We start from the raw sequence: 16,343 nt of genomic DNA on the forward strand, positions 1-16,343 counted from the left end.
GAGGGCCATGACCTACGTCGACGCACAGACGACGCCCGCCCCGGCCGCCGGGGACACGGGCGACGGTCCGGACGGGCGCGGACCCGGGGGAGCAGGGCCGGCGCGGGGCGCGGCGGCCGGGCTGCTCGCCCTCACCCGCCCCGGCCAGTGGCCGAAGAACTTCCTGGTGGTGCCCCTGCCGCTGCTCGGGGCCCCGTGGAGCTGGGGCACCGCCGGGCAGGTCGCCACGGCCACCGCGGCCTTCGTGCTGGCCTCCTCGCTGGTGTACGTGGTCAACGACATCGCGGACGTGGAGCGCGACCGGCGGCACCCGGTGAAACGGCACCGGCCGCTGGCGTCCGGGCAGGTGCGGCGGCCGGCCGCCATGGCCTTCGCGGGCCTCCTGGCGGCGGCGCTGGTGCCGCTGCTCGCGCTGCTCGACGCGGGCGCGGCCGGGGCGGTCCTGCTCTTCCTGACGGTCAACGCCGCCTACAGCTGGCGGTTGAAGCATCTGCACCTGCTGGACGTGTTCATCGTGGCCACCGGGTTCGTGCTGCGGCTGCTGGGCGGGTACGAGGCGAGCGGCCATCCCGTCGCGGGCTGGCTGGTGCTCACCGTGCTGACCCTGTGCCTGCTGCTGATCCTGGGCAAGCGCCGCCACGAGCTGGGGGTCTCCGGCACCGGGCACCGGCCCGCGCTTGCGGGGTACTCCGCGCACTTCCTGGACCTGGTGCTGGTGATGTGCTCGGGACTCACCATGGTGAGCTATCTGCTCTACCTGCGCACGGAGTCCGGCTACGCGCCCGCGGCCCTGCTCACCGCGCCCTGCGCGCTGTTCGCGCTCTTCCGCTATCTGCAGATCGTGGTCGTGAAGAGCGAAGGGGGCAGTCCGGTGCGGACCCTGCTGCGGGACCCCGTGATGCTCAGCAACTCGTCCGTGTGGGCCGCCCTGCTCCTGGCGGTCCAGCTCGTCTGACCGGACCGCCGCTCACCCCTTGTTCCGACCGAGGACCCGAAGGACCCGCATGACCGCACCTCTCGTGTCGGTGGTCGTCCCCATGTACAACGACCGCCGCACCGTCGACCTCTGCCTGCGCTCCGTACGGGAGCAGACCTACGAGAACCTGGAAGTGATCGTCGTCGACGACGCGAGCACCGACGACTCCGCCGAACTGGCCGCCCGGCACCCGGTCACCCTGGTGCGCGCCGAGCGCAACGGCGGCCCCGGCGCCACCCGCAACCTGGGCTTCGGCCACTCCCGGGGAGAGATCGTGTTCTTCCTGGACGCCGATGTGACCATGCATCCCGAGGCGGTGGCGCGCGCGGTGGAGCTCTTCGAGGAGCACCCGGAGTACGGTGCCGTCTTCGGCATACCGGACAAGGAGCCGCTGTTCGACGAGGGGCCGGTGTGCGACTACCGGATCCTTCAGTACCACTACTGGCGCAAGAGCGCCGAGGGCCTGGTGAGCGGCGGCTTCTACGCGCTGGGCGCGGTGCGCCGCTCCGCCTTCCTCGAGGCCGGCTGGTTCAACTCCGCGCTGCGGCAGACCGAGGAGATCGACCACGCGGAACGGCTCGCCGCCCGCGCCCCGATGCTGCTCACCTCGCGGATCCGGGGACGGCTGTCGGACGAGAGCCGGATGCGGCCGCTGCTGCGCAAGGCGTTCGTCCGCAGCCGGCTGCGGGTGCCGTTCTATCTGGACCGGGGCCGGGCGATGCAGGGCATGGAGACCGGCGGCCGGGCGGTCGCCTCCGTGCTGGCGGCCCTCGCCCTGATCACACTGCCGGCCGCCCTGATGTGGCCGGCCGCCCTGCTGGTGCCGGTGCTCGCGCTGACCGGGTGTGTCGTCGCCGACTGGGGCCAGTACGTCTTCGTCGCCCGGGAACGCGGCCCGGCGTTCCTGGTGTTCTTCACCGGCTGCCATGTCCTGATGAACACGGCGGTGGTGGCCGGGCTGGCCGTGGGGCTGGTCCAGTGGGCCCTCAGCGGCAGGTTCCGGCGGATGTACCGCGTGGAGGCGTCCGTATGACGACCGAGTCACCGGCCGCCGAGGAGCGGACGGAAGAGGAGCGGACGGAATCCGGCCCGGCCGCGGGGGATCCGGCCGCGCCCGCACCGGAACGCGCCCGCCGGACGGCCCGCAAGCTCCGCCCCTGGACCCGCCGCCCATCCGAACCCGCCACAGGGAACCCCGACACAACCGCACCGGAACGCGCCCGCCGGACGGCCCGCAAGCTCCGCCCCTGGACCCGCCGCCCATCCGAACCCGCCACAGGGAACCCCGACACAACCGCACCGGAACGCGCCCGCCGGACGGCCCGCAAGCTCCGCCCCTGGACGGGCCGCCCGTCCGAACCGGTCACGGAGGACCCGGACACGGCCGCACCGGGACGCGCCCGGCGGGTGGCCCGGGTGGTGCGGCTGTGGTACGGGCGCGTGCTCGTGGGGGTCGCCGGGGTGTGGCTGCTGTACGCGGTCGTCCGGTGGCTGGTCAGCGGCCGCTGGCACTGGTCCATCCTGCTGGACGCGGCCCCGCCGCTGCTGCTGGTGTTCGTCCCGGTGGTGCTGCTCCTCGCGGGCGCCGCGGCCTGCGGCCGGCGCCGGCCGTGGGCCCTCGGACTCTCCTCGGCGGCGCTGCTGCTGGCGCTCACCACCGGTTCCGGCATCAACTGGCCGGCGCTGTGGCGCGACCCGGGGCCGGTGCCGCCGGGCGCCTTGCACGTCGTGTCGCTGAACACGCAGTACTGGGGCCAGGAATCCGGTGTCGACAAGGTGTACGAGCTGCTGCACAAGCACCCGGCCGACGTCTATCTGCTCCAGGAGCACGTGGCCTGGAAGGCGGGCCTCGGGGAGGAGGGGTACAGCGAGCTGCGGGACGACGACCGGCTGCGCGAGGAGTTCCCGGGCTACCACATCGCCCGCCGCGGCGAACTGCTCACCCTCTCCCGGTTCCCCATCGTGGCCAGTCCCCCGGTCGGCCCCGCCATCGAGTTCGACGACCGCCCGGAGACCCCGTTCAAGCGGGTCTTCGACCGGGACAAGGTGATGCGCACGGATCTCGCGATCGGCGACGAGGTGCTCAGCGTCTACAACGTGCATGTCACCGTGCCGCTGGCCGTCGACAACCTGGACCCGTTCTCCGACTTCGACCACGACGCCTACTTCCGCAGGAAGTTCGACTGGCGGAGGGAGGAAATACGCGGCCTGGAGGACGACCTGGACCGCAACGCGCACCCGACGCTGATCTCCGGCGACTTCAACGCCACGGCGTCGATGCGGGAGATGGACGGGATCCGCGACCGGGCCGACGACGCGCTGCGCGCCAACGACGATCTGTTCCCGACGAGCTGGAGGTACGGCGCACCGGCCGCCTTCGAGTGGGACAGCGTGTTCAACCGGACGCTGCCGCTGTGGCGGGTGGACTGGAGCTTCACCCGTCACGACGTCCGTGTGCACCGCTACGACCTGCTGTCCAGCGAGGGTCTGTCCGAGCACCTGTTGCAGGACCTGTGGGTGTCGCTCTGACGGTTCGCGTCCGGCCTGACCGTTCACGTCCGGCGTGCGGCCGGGGCGGCGCGGGAGACCCGTCCGCCCCGGCGCACGGCGCCGCCGTCAGGCGACCCCGCGGACGGGCCGCTCCCGCTCCAGGCCGAGCAGGATGGCCTGTTCCAGTTCCCCCAGTTCGGGTCCCGGTTCGATCCCCAGCTCCTCGACGAGCGTCGAGCGGATGCCGCGGTACACCTCCAGGGCCTCGGCGGTGCGCTGCGACCGGTACAGCGCGAGCATCAACTGGGCGTGGAGATGCTCGCGGTAGGGGTGTTCCGCGGTGAGCTGCATCAGCTCACCGATCAGGTCCCGGTGGCGGCCGAGTTCCAGGTCGAGGCGGATGCGTTCCTCCGTGGCGCGCAGCCGCGCCTCCTGAAGGCGCCGCGCACCGGACTCCACCGGCCCGCCGGACAGCCCCGCGAGGGCGGGGCCGCTCCACAGGGCCAGGGCCCGGCGCAGACAGTGGACGGCCTCCTCGAGCAGACCGGCCTCCGTGAGGGTGCGCGCCCGGCGTACCCGGGCGTCGAAGACGGAGGCGTCCAGCTGGGACTCCTCCAGACGCAGCCGGTAGCCCTGCGGATGGGTCTCGATGAGGTCCGCCAGGCCGGCGGCCGCGAAGCTGCGGCGCATCGCGGAGATGCAGATGCGGATCTGCGTCCGTGCGCTGGCCGGTGGGGCGCCGCCCCAGACGGCGTCGACGAGGTCGTCGACGGGCACCACCCAGTTCGCCTCCAGAGCCAGCACCGCGAGGACCGTCTTCGTGCGTCTGCCTCCCAGCGGAAGATCGTGACCGTCGACGGCCACTCGTAACGGTCCGAGAACGTGGACCAACATGCCAGAAACCCCCGTTAGCTTCCTTGCAAGCGCCCCGCCGGTCCGCGCCACGGTCTGATTCCCCACACGTCGGGCAGGGGTGACGGTGCGCTGTTCGAGCATGACCCTGAGCCACCTTGGTGTAGACCAAGCAGGGTGTCAAGGAGAATCCGTCCGGCCCCGGCGGTGCCGCGGACGACGCCGCTCCGGTGAAGCAACGGGCAGAAACGGGGCTCGTGTTGAGCTTCCGGCCAAGCCTCCGACGTTCCTTGACACATGCTATTGGTATAGGCCAATCTAGCCTGGTCTGAACCAAGTGCTCGGCGCGTCCCCGCTCACTCGGGAGCGTGTGTTCGTCCCTGTCCGGAGGTACCCGCATGGCACAGCGCAGCCGCCCGCGACTGCTGCGGTGGGCGCACTCCGTGCTCCAGCCGGGCTTCGAGGGGACGGCGGTGCCCGGCTGGGTGCGCCGGCGGATATCCGAAGGACTCTCCTCCGTCGTCCTGTTCGGCCGCAACATCCAGGGCCCGGAACAGGTCGCGGGGCTCACTACCGCCCTGTACGCGGAGAACCCCGACCTCGTGATCGCGGTGGACGAGGAGGCGGGCGACGTCACCCGGCTGGAGGCCCGCACCGGGGCGTCCCGTCCGGGCAGCCTGGCGCTCGGCACGCTGGACGACATCGATGTCACCGAGCAGGTCGCCCGCGACGTCGGCCGGGAGCTGCACGCCGCCGGCATCACCCTGAACTACGCGCCGAGCGCCGACGTCAACACCAACCCGCTGAATCCGGTGATCGGGGTGCGTTCCTTCGGGGCGCGCCCCGATGTCGTCTCCCGGCACGCCGCCGCCTGGGTGCGAGGGCTGCAGTCGGCGGGCGTCGCCGCGTGCGCCAAGCACTTCCCCGGCCACGGCGACACCGTCGTCGACTCCCATCACGGGCTGCCCCGGGTCCCGTCCGACGCCGGCACCCTCGCGCTGACCGCGCTGCCGCCGTTCATCGCCGCCATGGACGCGGGGGCCCGGGCCGTGATGACCGCGCATCTGCTCGTACCCGCCTACGACGACCGGTGGCCGGCGACCCTGAGCCGCTTCGTCGTCGAGGACCTGCTCCGCGGCGAGCTCGGTTTCACCGGGCTGGTCGTGACCGACGCCGTGGAGATGGGTGCCGTGGCCGACCGCTACGGCATGCCGGATGCCACGGTCCGGGCCGTCGCCGCCGGTGCGGACGCGGTCTGCCTCGGCAGCGAGAACGCCGACGAGGCGACCGTGGCCCGGCTGGCCGATGCTCTGGTGGACGCCGTCCTGACCGGCGCCCTGCCGGAGCAGCGGCTGGCCGAAGCGGCGGACCGGGTACGGGAGTTCGCCCAGTGGGCGGGCTCCCTGCGCCGTACCGCTCCCGATGCCGGCGGCACCCCCGGCATCGGGCTGACGGTGGCCCGGCGGGCCGTGCGCGTCCACCACAGGCCGGACCGGGACACGGCGTTCCCGCTCGTGGACGCCCCCCATGTGGTGGAGCTGACTCCCGCCCCCACCCGCGCCATCGACCCCACCACCCCCTGGGGCGTGGCCGAACCCCTGAAGACACTGCGCCCGGGCACCACGTCCGTCCGGATCGGCGAACACCGGCTCCAGGACGGCGAGGAGGTGCTGGACCGGCTGGCGCTGCGCCCTGCGCACGGCCGTCCGCTGGTGGTGGTCGTCCGCGACGCCGCCCGCTACCCATGGATGACCCGCGCGCTCGCCTGCCTGGTCCGCCGCCGGCCCGACGCGCTCGTCGTCGAGATGGGCGTACCCACGGGCGAACGCCCCGGCGCGGTGTACCTGGCGACGCACGGCGCCACACGCGTGTCGGGCATCGCCGCGGCCGAGGTCCTGGTGGGCCGATCCGGACCGTAACGACGCGGCCGGTCACCGCTCCCCCGTCACCTTCCGCCCCGCCATGCCCTCTTGCCTCGCCCCCTGTCCTCGCTACCCACTCCCCCTTTGTTCCCTTTGTTCCCGCCCCTGTCCGCATGCAGTGAGTGATCCCGATTCTTCCGGAGTAACCGCATGACGACGCACCACCGTTTCTTACACCGCGCCGCCTCGGAGCGCCCCTACTTCAGCGCCGACGGTGAGACCTACCTCGCCCAGACGCAGCTGCGGCACCTGAACAAGGACCTGCCGCTGCGGGTGCTCTCGGAGGAACAGTTCGCGTCCTGGCAGAACCTCGGCTACGTGGTGGTCCCGGAGGCGATCTCCCGCGACGCGGCCAAGCTGCTCCTGGAGTTCGCCTGGGACTTCCAGGGCCTGGACCCGCAGCGCCCCGAGACCTGGTACGAGGAGCGCACCTTCCGCTCGGACCTCGAACGGGACCTGTACGTCTACGGCTTCGTCGAGGCGTACCACCACCAGCTGATCTGGGACAGCCGCCAGAACCAGCGGGTCTACGACGCCTTCGTGGACGTCTGGGACTGCGAGGAACTCTGGTGCACGCTGGACCGCCTCAACCTCAACCCGCCCAATGTGAAGAACCGCTCGCGCTCCCTGATCGACCCCACGGACGAGGGCTTCGACATCGAGCTGCACTGGGACGTGGACACCACGGCGAGCGTGCCGCCGCAGCGGGTGCAGGGCATCATCGCCCTCACCGACACGGAACCGGACCAGGGCGGTTTCCAGTGCTCCCCGGAGCTCTTCCGCCGGTTCGACGAGTGGAAGATCGCGCAGCCCGCCGACCGCGACCCGATCCGCCCCGGGACCGACCGTTCGGAGTTCCCGGTGATCCGGCCCCAGCTCAAGGCCGGTGACCTGCTGATCTTCAACGGCATGCTGGCGCACGGGGTGGCCGGCAATTCCTCGGCCGACGGGGTGCGTGCGGTGCAGTACCTGTCGATGATGCCGGCCCTCGAGGAGCACGAGGAACTGCGCACGTCCCGTGTGGAGTCCTGGCGCACGCTCAGCACGCCGGACTGGAACGCGACCCTGGTCGGCGACGCGACCAAGCACGAGTCCCTGCGCTACGGCCCCGCCGAACTAGACGGCCTGGGACGCAAGTTGCTGGGGCTCGACGCCTGGCACGAGCGCACACGATGAGGCGGGGAACCGACATGCACCGGATATGTCTGACCCTCCCGACCAACCGGGAGTGCTCCGCCACCATCACGGCCATCGGCGCCGAAGCCGCCGACGCGGCCCGCACCTTCGACGTCGAGGTGCATCTGCTGATCCTCGACTCCTCCGACGAGGCGACCCGGGCGGCGCACGCCCGGACGGCCGCCGCGCTCCCCGAGGAGCCCGGCGTGGTCGTCCACCATCTCGACGAGTCCGCCCAGCGGGAGTTCCTGCGCGCCGCCATCGAACGGGCCGCGCTCGCGGACCCGGACCGGGTCCTCGACCTCATGCTCCCGGACGCGCTGTCGTACGGCGCCTGCACCAACCGGGCGTTTGTGATCGCGGCCGCGCTGGGCTGCCGTTCGGTGCACCGGCGCGACTCGGACTGCAGCTACCAGATCTTCGAGGGCGAGCCCGTCCACCCCATCCACCACGAGCTGGCCTCCCTGGGCAAACAGGCCCGTGACGCCGTCGTCGCGGTCACGGAGGTGCAGCTGGACCCGGCGATCGCCGACCGCACCGTGTCGATGGTGGGCGCCTCCTTCATCGGCGAACTCTCCGTCGACATCGGCCAGATCCAGGAGCTCGACAAGGAGGTGTACGAGGAGGTCGTCGGGCTCTGGGCGCCCGGCCACTGGAGCGCCGAGCAGCGGCAGGAACTGGTCGAGGAGTCCTTCAAGGGCGCCGGGACACTGCCCTTCACGGGCGACCACTCGACGCTGACCCTGGTCGACCCGATGCGCGTCGACATGTCCAACATCGCCTTCGACCGGGACGTGTACGAGCGGCTGCCGCTGCCGCCCGCCACCGCGACCATCGGCAGCGACTACTTCCTCATCCACGCCGTGTACGACGCCGGGCTGCCCGGCGTCCTGCACAACCGGCACATCGAGAACTACTACACCGGCGAACGCCGCACGCACGCCGGCTTCATGGCGTACCAGACCCGGTTCGTGAAGTTCCTGCTGTCGATGCTCTACCTCCACTACGTCTACGAGCGGATGGGCGACGCCGGTGCCACCCTGCTGGACGACGCCGGGCGGCTCGACCCCGCGCCCTTCGCCGCGTTCCTCGGCGAGAGCGTGCGGCTGGACCGTACGGAGAACGAGCGGCGGCTGGACACGGTCGCCTCCGCGTACGCGCGGCTGGGCGGGAAGTACGACGAGTTCGCGCGCGCCATGAAGGCGGACCGGCAGCGCCTGCTGGACGAGGCCGCGGAGGACACCGAGGACTTCCGGCTGCTGATCGAGGCCTGGGAGCCCCTGGTGGCGGCGGCACGGCGCACGGACGTGCGGAGCACTTCCCGGTGAACACGACCCTCCACAGCGCCCTCGCGGACTCCGCCGAGGACCGGCTGATCTACGACCTGGACGGCATCGCCGGCCGGTTCGACGCCCTGACCGAGGAACTGCCGGGCGCCGGCATACGGTTCGCGATGAAGGCGTGTCCCGTGGACGAGGTCCTGGTGTGTCTGGCCGAGCGGGGCTCCGGCTTCGACGCGGCCGGCCCCCGGGAGATCGTCCGGGCCCTGGCGACCGGGGCGCCCGCGGAGCGGATCCACTACGGCAACACCGTGAAGTCCGACGGGAACATCGCCGAGGCCTACCGGCTGGGCATCCGGACCTTCGCCACGGACAGCCTGGAGGACGTGGCGGCCCTGGCCGCACACGCGCCGGGCGCCCGGGTGTTCTGCCGGCTGGCGACCAGCGGGCAGGGGGCGCTGTGGGGGCTCAGCCACAAGTTCGGCTGCTCGCCGGAGGACGCCGTGCGGGTGATGACGGCGGCCCGGGCCGCGGGGCTCGTCCCCGCCGGGCTGTCCGTGCACGTCGGATCGCAGCAGATGACCACCGAGGGCTGGCAGTCGGCCTTCGCCACCCTGGCCGACGTGCTCACGGCCCTGCACGGCCGGGGGATCGTGCCGGACCACGTCAACCTGGGCGGCGGTCTGCCCGCGCTCGGCTACAGCGACCGCAGGGGCAACCGGCTCGAGCCCCCGCTGGACAAGATCTTCGCGGTGCTGCGCGAGGGGGTGCAGCGGCTGCGGGACCTCTCCCCCGCCCCCCTGGACGTCCTGCTCGAACCAGGACGCCACCTCGTGGCCGACCACGGCGCCATCCGGGCGCACGTGTCCCGGCTGACGTCCCGCACCGGGTCCGGCGGCCGGCCCGAGTACTGGCTGTATCTGAGCTGCGGCAAGTTCAACGGCCTGTACGAGATGGACCAGTTGCAGTATCCGCTGCTCTTCCCGGACCATCCGGACGACGCCGAGACGGTGTCCGCCGTCGTCGCGGGTCCCACCTGCGACAGCGACGACGCCTACGCGCACGAGCACGGCCGGGTGCGGGTGCCGAAGGACCTGGTGTCGGGGAACCCGGTCTGGGTGATGTCCGCCGGTGCCTACGCCGCCGGTTACATGACCCAGGGCTTCAACGGCTTCCTTCCGCTCCCCCATGTCTGCGTACGGGCCGACGACGTCGCCCCGGCGGACGGCACGGCGGGCGGGGCCGGCCGGCCGGCGCGGGACGGCGTACGGATCCGTCCCGTCGCCGCGGCGGACTGGCCGGGGATCGCCGCCCTCGAGGCGGCGGTGTACGCGCCGGTCTCGCTGTCCGAGGGCCGGGAGGCGCTGGAGTCCCGGGGCCGGGCCTCCCCTGAGACCTGTTTCGTCCTGGAGGCCGGGGGCCGGATCGCCGGTTACCTCCTCTCCCTGCCCTACCCGCCGTCGCGGTACCCGGACCTGACCCGGGCCGAGGAGGAGTCCTTCGTCCACGGCTCCGGTCCCCGCAATCTCCACCTGCACGACATGGTGATCGCGGAGGACCTGCGCGGCCGGGGGCTGGGCAGCAGACTGCTGCGCCGTCTGACGGCCGCCGCGAGCGGGACCTACGACCGGATCTCCCTGATCTCCGTGGGCGGCACGCAGGGCTTCTGGTCGAACCACGGCTTCCGGCCCGAGCCGGGCGTCGCGCCTCCCACCGGTTACGGCGAGAACGCCGCCTACATGTACTGCCCGCTTCCGGGCCGGACCTCCGGCGGCCCCGCCGCCCGGGACTGAGGAGCACTGATGTCCGCATCCCCACCCGCACCCCCGTCCGAGTCCGCCTCCCCGGCACCGGCCGGTTTCCGGCGGGGCCGGATGGCCACGGCGGCGCTGTTCTGCTTCCTCGGCTTCCAGTACGCCACCTGGGTCTCCCGGCTCCCCGCGCTCAAGGACCGGTTCGACCTCGACGAGACCCGGGTCGGTCTGCTGCTGATGGCCTGCGGGGTCGGGGCGGCGGTGTCGTTCCCGCTGGTCGCCCATCTGATGAAGCGGCTCGGCTCCCGGCAGCTGGCGCTGTGGTCGGGGCTGTGCCTGGTGGGGGTGCTGCCGGCGCTGTCCGCCGCGGGGAACTACCCGCTCGTGCTGGCGGTGGTCTTCGTCGACGGCGTGGCCGTCGGATGCCTGAACGTCGCCATGAACGCGCAGGGCGCGGCGCTCGAGTCCCGGTACGGGCGGACCACGATGGCCCAGCTGCACGCCACGTTCAGCGGCGGCCAACTCGCCGGTGCGCTGCTGGCGTCCGGGATGAACGCCGTGACGCACGCCCTGGCCGCGCACTTCGCCCTCGGCGCGGGGCTGCTGGTCCTGCTGCTGGCCGCCGCCCGGCCCGGTCTGCTGACCGATGACGGCGGTGCGCCGGAGGAGTCGGAGCCGGCGAAGGCCGCGCACGAGGCCAAGGGGCTGCGGAAACTGACCGGCGCCGGGCAGGCGGCCCTGTGGCTGAGCTTCGCCATGATGCTGGGCACGGTCGTCGAGGGCGCCATGACCGACTGGTCGACGCTGTACCTCGCGGAGGAGACGGGGGCGTCGGCGCGGCTCGCGCCGCTGGGCATCGCCGTGGTCTCCGTGATGATGGTGCTGGCCCGCCTGCTCGGCGACCGCTGGCGGGAGCGCTGGGGCGACGCGCGCGTCGTCCGGGTCGGCAGTGTGGTAGCCGGCACGGGGCTCGGCCTCGCCCTCGTCACGGGCGGCACCTGGCCGGCGCTGGTCGGCTTCGCCTGCGTGGGGCTCGGCATGGCGACGGTGACCCCGTGCCTGTACGTCGCCGCCGCCGCGGAGGGGCCGCAGGCGCTGACCCTGGTCGCCGCCATGGGCACCACGGGGCTGCTCGCCGGCCCGGCCCTGATCGGTTTCGTGGCGGGCCACACGGACCTGACGGTGGGCATGGCCGTGGTGGCGGTCTCGGCCCTCCTGGTCTCGCTCACCGCCCGCCACCGCAGCTGGCACACCCCTCGCACGACACCGGCCGCCTGAGCGCCCGGTCACACCACCCGGCGAACCTGACGGCGGCCCCCGGCCCACCCCCGCCCGGGTGCCGCCGTCACCCTCCGGTACCGCGCAGGGTCCGGTGCTCCCGCCCCGTGGGCGGCTCTCATCACCGGCCGCCCCAGGAAACCGGCGAACCCCGCCGAAACACACCGCGTACACACGCCGCCGCCCCTCGGCCGTACCCCGTGCCGTGGACTGCGGGCCCCGGCACCAGCCACCATCCGGAAGCGACCGGGGCCGCCGCCCCTCAGCCGTACTCAGACCCGAGAAGGCGCGGTCCTCCACATCAGCCCGCCCCACGAAAACGGCCGCCCTCGGCGAGACACCCCGAGCCCCCCTCTCGCACCGCCTGCCGCCGCACACCGGACCCGACAGCCGCGGGTTCTCCGCATCGGCCCGCCGCGCGAGGGCGGCCGCCTTCGGCAAGGCACACCAGTGCACGCCCCACGTCCCCTCAGCCGTGCTCCGGATCCGAGGCGGTTCTCCGCATCAGCACGCCACACGGGAGCAACCGGCTTCGGACGAACCGGTGCGCGCGCCGCCCCCCTCCTTCACCGGCTTCGGGCTCGCGACGGCCACCGGAACCCTCGCCCTGCCGCACCACCCCACCGCCCCGGGCCGCGTCCGGCCGTACCGGGGCCGCACCCCGCCAGGCCCCCGGTCAGGCGCGCCGGAGCCGCAGTACCGGGGCGAGTACGACGACGAGCAGCCCGGCGAGCGGGACCACCAGCAGGCCCACGCGCAGACTGGTCGCGTCGGCGACGAGGCCGACGACCGGCGGGGAGCACAGGAAGCCCAGGCGCATCAGCCAGGAGACGATCGTGAGCCCGGATCCGGGTTTGAGGCCGGGCAGTTCGTCGGCCTCGTGCATCGCCGCGGGGACGAGCGTCGCCACGCCGAAGCCGGCCGCGGCGAAGCCGAGGACCGTCCCCGGCACCGTGGGCACGGCCAGCGCCAGGCCCATGCCGACCGCCGCGACGAGCCCGCCGGTACGGGCGACCTGCCGCTGGCCGAACCGGTCCACGAGCCGGTCGCCGATCAGCCGGCCGACGAACTGGGCCCCGACCAGGGCGATGAACCCGCAGGCCGCGAGCGTCACCGAGGCGTTCAGCGAGCCGGAGAGGTACAGCGCGGCCCAGGAGTTGCCGGCGTCCTCGACGAGGGTCCCGGCGGTGGCGATGAGGACGAGCGCGGCCAGCACCCAGGCGGTGCGCCGTGACACGGTCGCCGCCTCGCCCCGCTGCCGCGGCACGGAGTCCCCGCCGCCTTCCTCCCCGGCCGCCGCCTCCGTGTCGGGCCCGGGCAGGCAGTACCGCAGCGCGACACACGCGGCGGCGCCGAACAGCACGCCCGAGATGAGCAGATGCTGCCCCCGGGACAGGCCGAGGGCGATCGCGCCGGCGGCCATGGCGCCGCCGGTGACCGCGCCGATGGACCAGATGGCGTGGAAGGAGTTGATGATGCTGCGCCCGTAACGGCGCTGCACCCGCAGAGCGTGCGCGTTCTGCGCGACGTCCGTGATCGCGTCCATGGCCCCGGCGAGGAACAGCGCCGCCGCGAACAGGGCCACCGACCCGGCCAGTCCGGCCGCCAGGACCCCCGCGCCCGTCAGCAGGGTGCTGAGCACGGCGACGCGCGCCGAACCCAGCCGGCGCACCAGCACCCCCGCCGTCAGACCGGCCACGATGGCGCCCGTCGGGAACGCCGCGACGGCCAGCCCGTAGGCGGCGTTGCCGATGCCGAGGTCGGCCTTGATCTGCGGATAGCGCGGCAACAGGTTGGCGAACAGGGCCCCGTTGGTCAGAAACAGCACTGCCACGGCCGCCCGGGCCCGCCGGTCGGCCCGGGTAGGCCGCAGCAGTACGTCGACGGTCATGCGGGGAGCCTACCTCCGGAGCGTACGTTCGTACACTCCGGCTCCCAGGTGGCCTGCACGTCCGGACACGGTGCCGCCGTAAGCCCGACGGCACGCGCCTCCGCGGCTCAGGGCCACAGATCGAGCACGGCGTCCAGGGTGAGTCTCCACATCGGCTCGGCACCGGTGCCGAACGCGGCAGCGAGCGCGTATCCGACGGACGCGTCGTACGGCTCCGGGGCGGACCCGGGCTCCCACTCCACGCTCACCTTCCCGTCGCCGGTCGACGTGAAGACACCGAGCCGCCTCCGGTCCCGCAGCAGACTGCTGGTGCCGAGGGAGTCCGGGACCAGCACGTACGCGCACTCCCGCGCCGCGGAGACGACCTCCACGCGGTACGACCGCCGGGTCAGGAACCCCTTGGCGGGCCGCAGGGTCTCCCCGGCACCGTCGACGACCAGGGTGAGCCGGCGCGGGTCGCGCGTCCCGATCGGCACATGACTGTCCGCCGTCTCCCCCGGGGTCCGCCGGATCGCGGCCGCCGGCACCCCGCCCCCGCTCACCTCCAGCGTCCCGGCCTCGTGATCGAGCTCGATCACGACCGCCCCGAAGAACACATCATCGGCGGGCCCGTACACCAGCGGCTCCATCGGGACGCCTCACCTCCTGCTCAGACCGGTGATCCTGTGTATCAAGTCTCCGCCGGGCGCGGGGAGTCGCTTCGGTTTCCGGCCAACGGGCCGGCGGCGGTCGAGCACGTGGAATGAGTTGTCGTACCCATGTGCCGGGCCGGGGGGCTGGTTAGGCTGCGGGCGAGTGTGGTGGTCGGGGTGGTCCAGGGAGGCGGGTGCGGGATGCGGCTGGTGGGGGGAGCGGAGGAGCTCGGGGACGGTGATCCCCGGGAGATCAGCGGGTATCCGCTGTACGCCCGTCTCGGTGAGGGCGGCATGGGGACGGTCTATCTGTCGCGGACGCGCGGGAACCGTCCGGTCGCGCTGAAGGTCATCCGGCGGGAGCACGCCGAGGACCCGCATTACCGGCGCCGTTTCGCGCGGGAGGCGCAGGCGGCGCGGAAGGTCGCCGGGTACCACCTGGTGCCCGTGCTCGACTTCGACACCGAGGCCGAGCAGCCCTGGATCGCCACCGCGTATCAGCCAGGTCCGGACCTGGGGTCCGTGCTCGAGGCGTACGGCCCTCTCCCGGTCGCGACCGTGCTCCAGATCACCGGGTGTGTGGCGCGGGCGCTGCACGCGGTGCACACGGCCGGGTACGTGCACCGGGACGTCAAGCCCGGCAACGTGCTGATCGGGGCGGACGGTCCCTGGCTGATCGACTTCGGCATCGCGCGCTCCGCCGACTCCACCAACCTCACGGCCACCGGCGGCCTCGTGGGCACCCTGCGCTTCATGTCGCCGGAGCACGCGCGCGGCCGGGAGCCCGGGCCGCCCAGCGACGTGTTCTCCCTGGGGCTGCTCACCGCGGTCGCGGCCACCGGGCGCCACCCGTACGGGGACGGCGACGGCCTGGTCGTCGCGGCGGCCATCGCCGGTACCGACACGCGCCCGCCCCACCTCGACGGCTGTCCCGAGCCCGTACGACGCGTCCTGCTGACCGCGCTCGCCGCCGACCCCGCGGACCGGCCGGACGCGGCGGAACTGGCGGCGCTGTGCGAGGACGCGGCCGGGCGGCCGCTGACCGACTTCGACGACTGGCTGCCCGGACCCGTCGCCTCCGCCGTGGCGTCGGTGGAGGCGGAGGCGTCCCGGCTCACCGCACGGGTGCGGACGGCCGGCCCTCCCCCGCCGCCGCCCGCGCCCGCCGGCTTCGGACCGCCCCCGCTCATGCCCCCGGCGTCCACGGTGCCCCTCCGCACGGAGCCGGCGTCGCGGGTGCGGCGCATGCGGGTGCTGGCCGCCGCGGCCGCCGTCCTCGCCGTGGCGGGCACGGCCGTCGCCGTCGCCTCGATCGGGCGGGATGGGGGCGAGCGGACGACGGAGGGCAGCGGGCAGCAGAGCTCCGGCGCCCCTTCGACCGCGCCGTCGCAGGCGTCGCAGCAGCCCGCGCAGGACGACGACGGCGGGCGCCCCGTGCCGCACGCGCCGGAGGGCTACCAACTGGTCTTCGCCAACAAGCCCTTCACCCTCGCCCCGCCCCCGGAGTCCGACCGCGCCACCCACCTGGACCTCGACGTGCCCCGGTCCACGTACCTGGAACGCGATGCCCTCCCGGGCCCCGCGGAGCTCGTCTACAACTCCGACGGCTGGCTGGGCAGCCTCCTCGTGGTCGTCGGGGAGCGGACCACCATCTGCACGGAGGAACAGCAGACGGCCGTCCTGTCCCACCCGCTGCCCGCCGCCGAACTGCGCCTGGGCCGGCAGGTGAGGGTCGGCACCGTCCTGTGCTCGATCACCAGCAACGACAACATCGCGGAGGCGGAGGTCACCGAGATCATCCCGGGAGAGGGAGCCGACGGACTGCCGACGTACAAGGGATACGTCACCGTGTGGAAGTCTCCGGCGGGCGATGGGCAGGGCTGATCGCCGGAAGGGCCCCTCGTTCCCGCCGACCGCTGTCGGGCGGTACATATGGCTCGAACCTTCAACACATTTTGCACACAACCCCTCTTCAACACTGACCCCCATGGTCTAGATTGACCGTGCTTCAGCTGTTCGAGTACGAAGCGGCCGTCAACGATCCATTGATCCGGCACCACCGACAAACAGCTCCGGGCCCGTGAGGCCCCCG

General features: G+C 73.1%; 12 protein-coding genes and 1 pseudogene. 10 read left to right on the forward strand and 3 right to left on the reverse strand.

Annotated features, from left to right (window positions below; all coding sequences use genetic code 11):
* Positions 1 to 7 precede the first annotated feature (7 nt).
* From AC5L3C_RS08475 to AC5L3C_RS08485, 3 genes are read left to right on the forward strand one after another with little or no spacing between them, the layout of a single operon-like run.
* Complete coding sequence (locus AC5L3C_RS08475; RefSeq protein WP_493648134.1) at positions 8 to 955, forward strand: UbiA prenyltransferase family protein; 948 nt, start codon at positions 8 to 10, stop codon at positions 953 to 955.
* A gap of 49 nt (positions 956 to 1,004) precedes the next feature.
* On the forward strand, positions 1,005 to 2,009 hold the full coding sequence (locus tag AC5L3C_RS08480) for a glycosyltransferase family 2 protein (protein WP_493648136.1): 1,005 nt from the start codon (positions 1,005 to 1,007) through the stop codon (positions 2,007 to 2,009).
* The gene (locus AC5L3C_RS08485; RefSeq protein WP_493648138.1) at positions 2,006 to 3,505 is read left to right on the forward strand and encodes an endonuclease/exonuclease/phosphatase family protein; all 1,500 of its coding nucleotides are present in this window, start codon (positions 2,006 to 2,008) and stop codon (positions 3,503 to 3,505) included. Before AC5L3C_RS08480 ends, AC5L3C_RS08485 begins: the two co-directional genes overlap by 4 nt.
* Positions 3,506 to 3,592: 87 nt before the next feature.
* Here AC5L3C_RS08485 and AC5L3C_RS08490 read toward each other — a convergent pair whose 3' ends face one another.
* Positions 3,593 to 4,330 (reverse strand): AfsR/SARP family transcriptional regulator, encoded by a 738-nt coding sequence (locus AC5L3C_RS08490; protein ID WP_185930964.1) that lies wholly within the window; start codon positions 4,328 to 4,330, stop codon positions 3,593 to 3,595.
* Between the two features lie 386 nt (positions 4,331 to 4,716).
* Between AC5L3C_RS08490 and AC5L3C_RS08495 the strand changes: the two genes are divergently transcribed.
* The 6 genes and pseudogenes from AC5L3C_RS08495 (at position 4,717) to AC5L3C_RS08520 (ending at position 11,728) form a co-directional block, all read left to right on the forward strand.
* The gene (locus tag AC5L3C_RS08495) at positions 4,717 to 6,237 is read left to right on the forward strand and encodes a glycoside hydrolase family 3 protein (RefSeq protein ID WP_493648139.1); all 1,521 of its coding nucleotides are present in this window, start codon (positions 4,717 to 4,719) and stop codon (positions 6,235 to 6,237) included.
* A 153-nt stretch (positions 6,238 to 6,390) separates the two neighbouring features.
* Positions 6,391 to 7,416, forward strand: a complete 1,026-nt coding sequence (locus tag AC5L3C_RS08500; RefSeq protein WP_493648140.1) for a phytanoyl-CoA dioxygenase family protein — start codon at positions 6,391 to 6,393, stop codon at positions 7,414 to 7,416.
* Between the two features lie 14 nt (positions 7,417 to 7,430).
* On the forward strand, positions 7,431 to 8,744 hold the full coding sequence (locus tag AC5L3C_RS08505) for a DUF6271 family protein (RefSeq protein ID WP_493648141.1): 1,314 nt from the start codon (positions 7,431 to 7,433) through the stop codon (positions 8,742 to 8,744).
* Positions 8,741 to 9,922 (forward strand): annotated as a pseudogene (locus AC5L3C_RS08510) (type III PLP-dependent enzyme domain-containing protein); the annotation flags it as partial. The gene AC5L3C_RS08505 and the pseudogene AC5L3C_RS08510, both read left to right, overlap by 4 nt.
* A gap of 99 nt (positions 9,923 to 10,021) precedes the next feature.
* The gene (locus AC5L3C_RS08515; protein WP_493653781.1) at positions 10,022 to 10,489 is read left to right on the forward strand and encodes a GNAT family N-acetyltransferase; all 468 of its coding nucleotides are present in this window, start codon (positions 10,022 to 10,024) and stop codon (positions 10,487 to 10,489) included.
* Between the two features lie 9 nt (positions 10,490 to 10,498).
* Positions 10,499 to 11,728 (forward strand): MFS transporter, encoded by a 1,230-nt coding sequence (locus AC5L3C_RS08520; RefSeq protein WP_493648142.1) that lies wholly within the window; start codon positions 10,499 to 10,501, stop codon positions 11,726 to 11,728.
* A gap of 676 nt (positions 11,729 to 12,404) precedes the next feature.
* On the opposite strand, the gene AC5L3C_RS08525 is transcribed toward AC5L3C_RS08520, so the two are convergent.
* Both AC5L3C_RS08525 and AC5L3C_RS08530 read right to left on the reverse strand, forming a co-directional pair.
* Positions 12,405 to 13,619 (reverse strand): MFS transporter, encoded by a 1,215-nt coding sequence (locus tag AC5L3C_RS08525; RefSeq protein ID WP_493648143.1) that lies wholly within the window; start codon positions 13,617 to 13,619, stop codon positions 12,405 to 12,407.
* A gap of 107 nt (positions 13,620 to 13,726) precedes the next feature.
* Positions 13,727 to 14,248: a hypothetical protein gene (locus tag AC5L3C_RS08530; RefSeq protein ID WP_493648145.1), complete on the reverse strand. Its 522-nt coding sequence runs from the start codon at positions 14,246 to 14,248 to the stop codon at positions 13,727 to 13,729.
* A 204-nt stretch (positions 14,249 to 14,452) separates the two neighbouring features.
* On the opposite strand from AC5L3C_RS08530, the gene AC5L3C_RS08535 reads away from it, so the two are divergent.
* The gene (locus tag AC5L3C_RS08535) at positions 14,453 to 16,135 is read left to right on the forward strand and encodes a serine/threonine-protein kinase (protein WP_493648147.1); all 1,683 of its coding nucleotides are present in this window, start codon (positions 14,453 to 14,455) and stop codon (positions 16,133 to 16,135) included.
* Positions 16,136 to 16,343 lie beyond the last annotated feature (208 nt).

The organism is Streptomyces speibonae, from assembly GCF_984686075.1.

Excerpts from the sequence above, each read along its gene's own strand:
- AC5L3C_RS08500 (WP_493648140.1), top strand. The coding sequence starts at position 6,391 with ATGACGACGCACCACCGTTTCTTACACCGCGCCGCCTCGGAGCGCCCC.
- AC5L3C_RS08525 (WP_493648143.1), bottom strand. The coding sequence starts at position 13,619 with ATGACCGTCGACGTACTGCTGCGGCCTACCCGGGCCGACCGGCGGGCC.
- AC5L3C_RS08535 (WP_493648147.1), top strand. The coding sequence starts at position 14,453 with ATGCGGCTGGTGGGGGGAGCGGAGGAGCTCGGGGACGGTGATCCCCGG.
- AC5L3C_RS08475 (WP_493648134.1), top strand. The coding sequence starts at position 8 with ATGACCTACGTCGACGCACAGACGACGCCCGCCCCGGCCGCCGGGGAC.
- AC5L3C_RS08495 (WP_493648139.1), top strand. The coding sequence starts at position 4,717 with ATGGCACAGCGCAGCCGCCCGCGACTGCTGCGGTGGGCGCACTCCGTG.
- AC5L3C_RS08520 (WP_493648142.1), top strand. The coding sequence starts at position 10,499 with ATGTCCGCATCCCCACCCGCACCCCCGTCCGAGTCCGCCTCCCCGGCA.
- AC5L3C_RS08505 (WP_493648141.1), top strand. The coding sequence starts at position 7,431 with ATGCACCGGATATGTCTGACCCTCCCGACCAACCGGGAGTGCTCCGCC.
- AC5L3C_RS08530 (WP_493648145.1), bottom strand. The coding sequence starts at position 14,248 with ATGGAGCCGCTGGTGTACGGGCCCGCCGATGATGTGTTCTTCGGGGCG.
- AC5L3C_RS08485 (WP_493648138.1), top strand. The coding sequence starts at position 2,006 with ATGACGACCGAGTCACCGGCCGCCGAGGAGCGGACGGAAGAGGAGCGG.
- AC5L3C_RS08480 (WP_493648136.1), top strand. The coding sequence starts at position 1,005 with ATGACCGCACCTCTCGTGTCGGTGGTCGTCCCCATGTACAACGACCGC.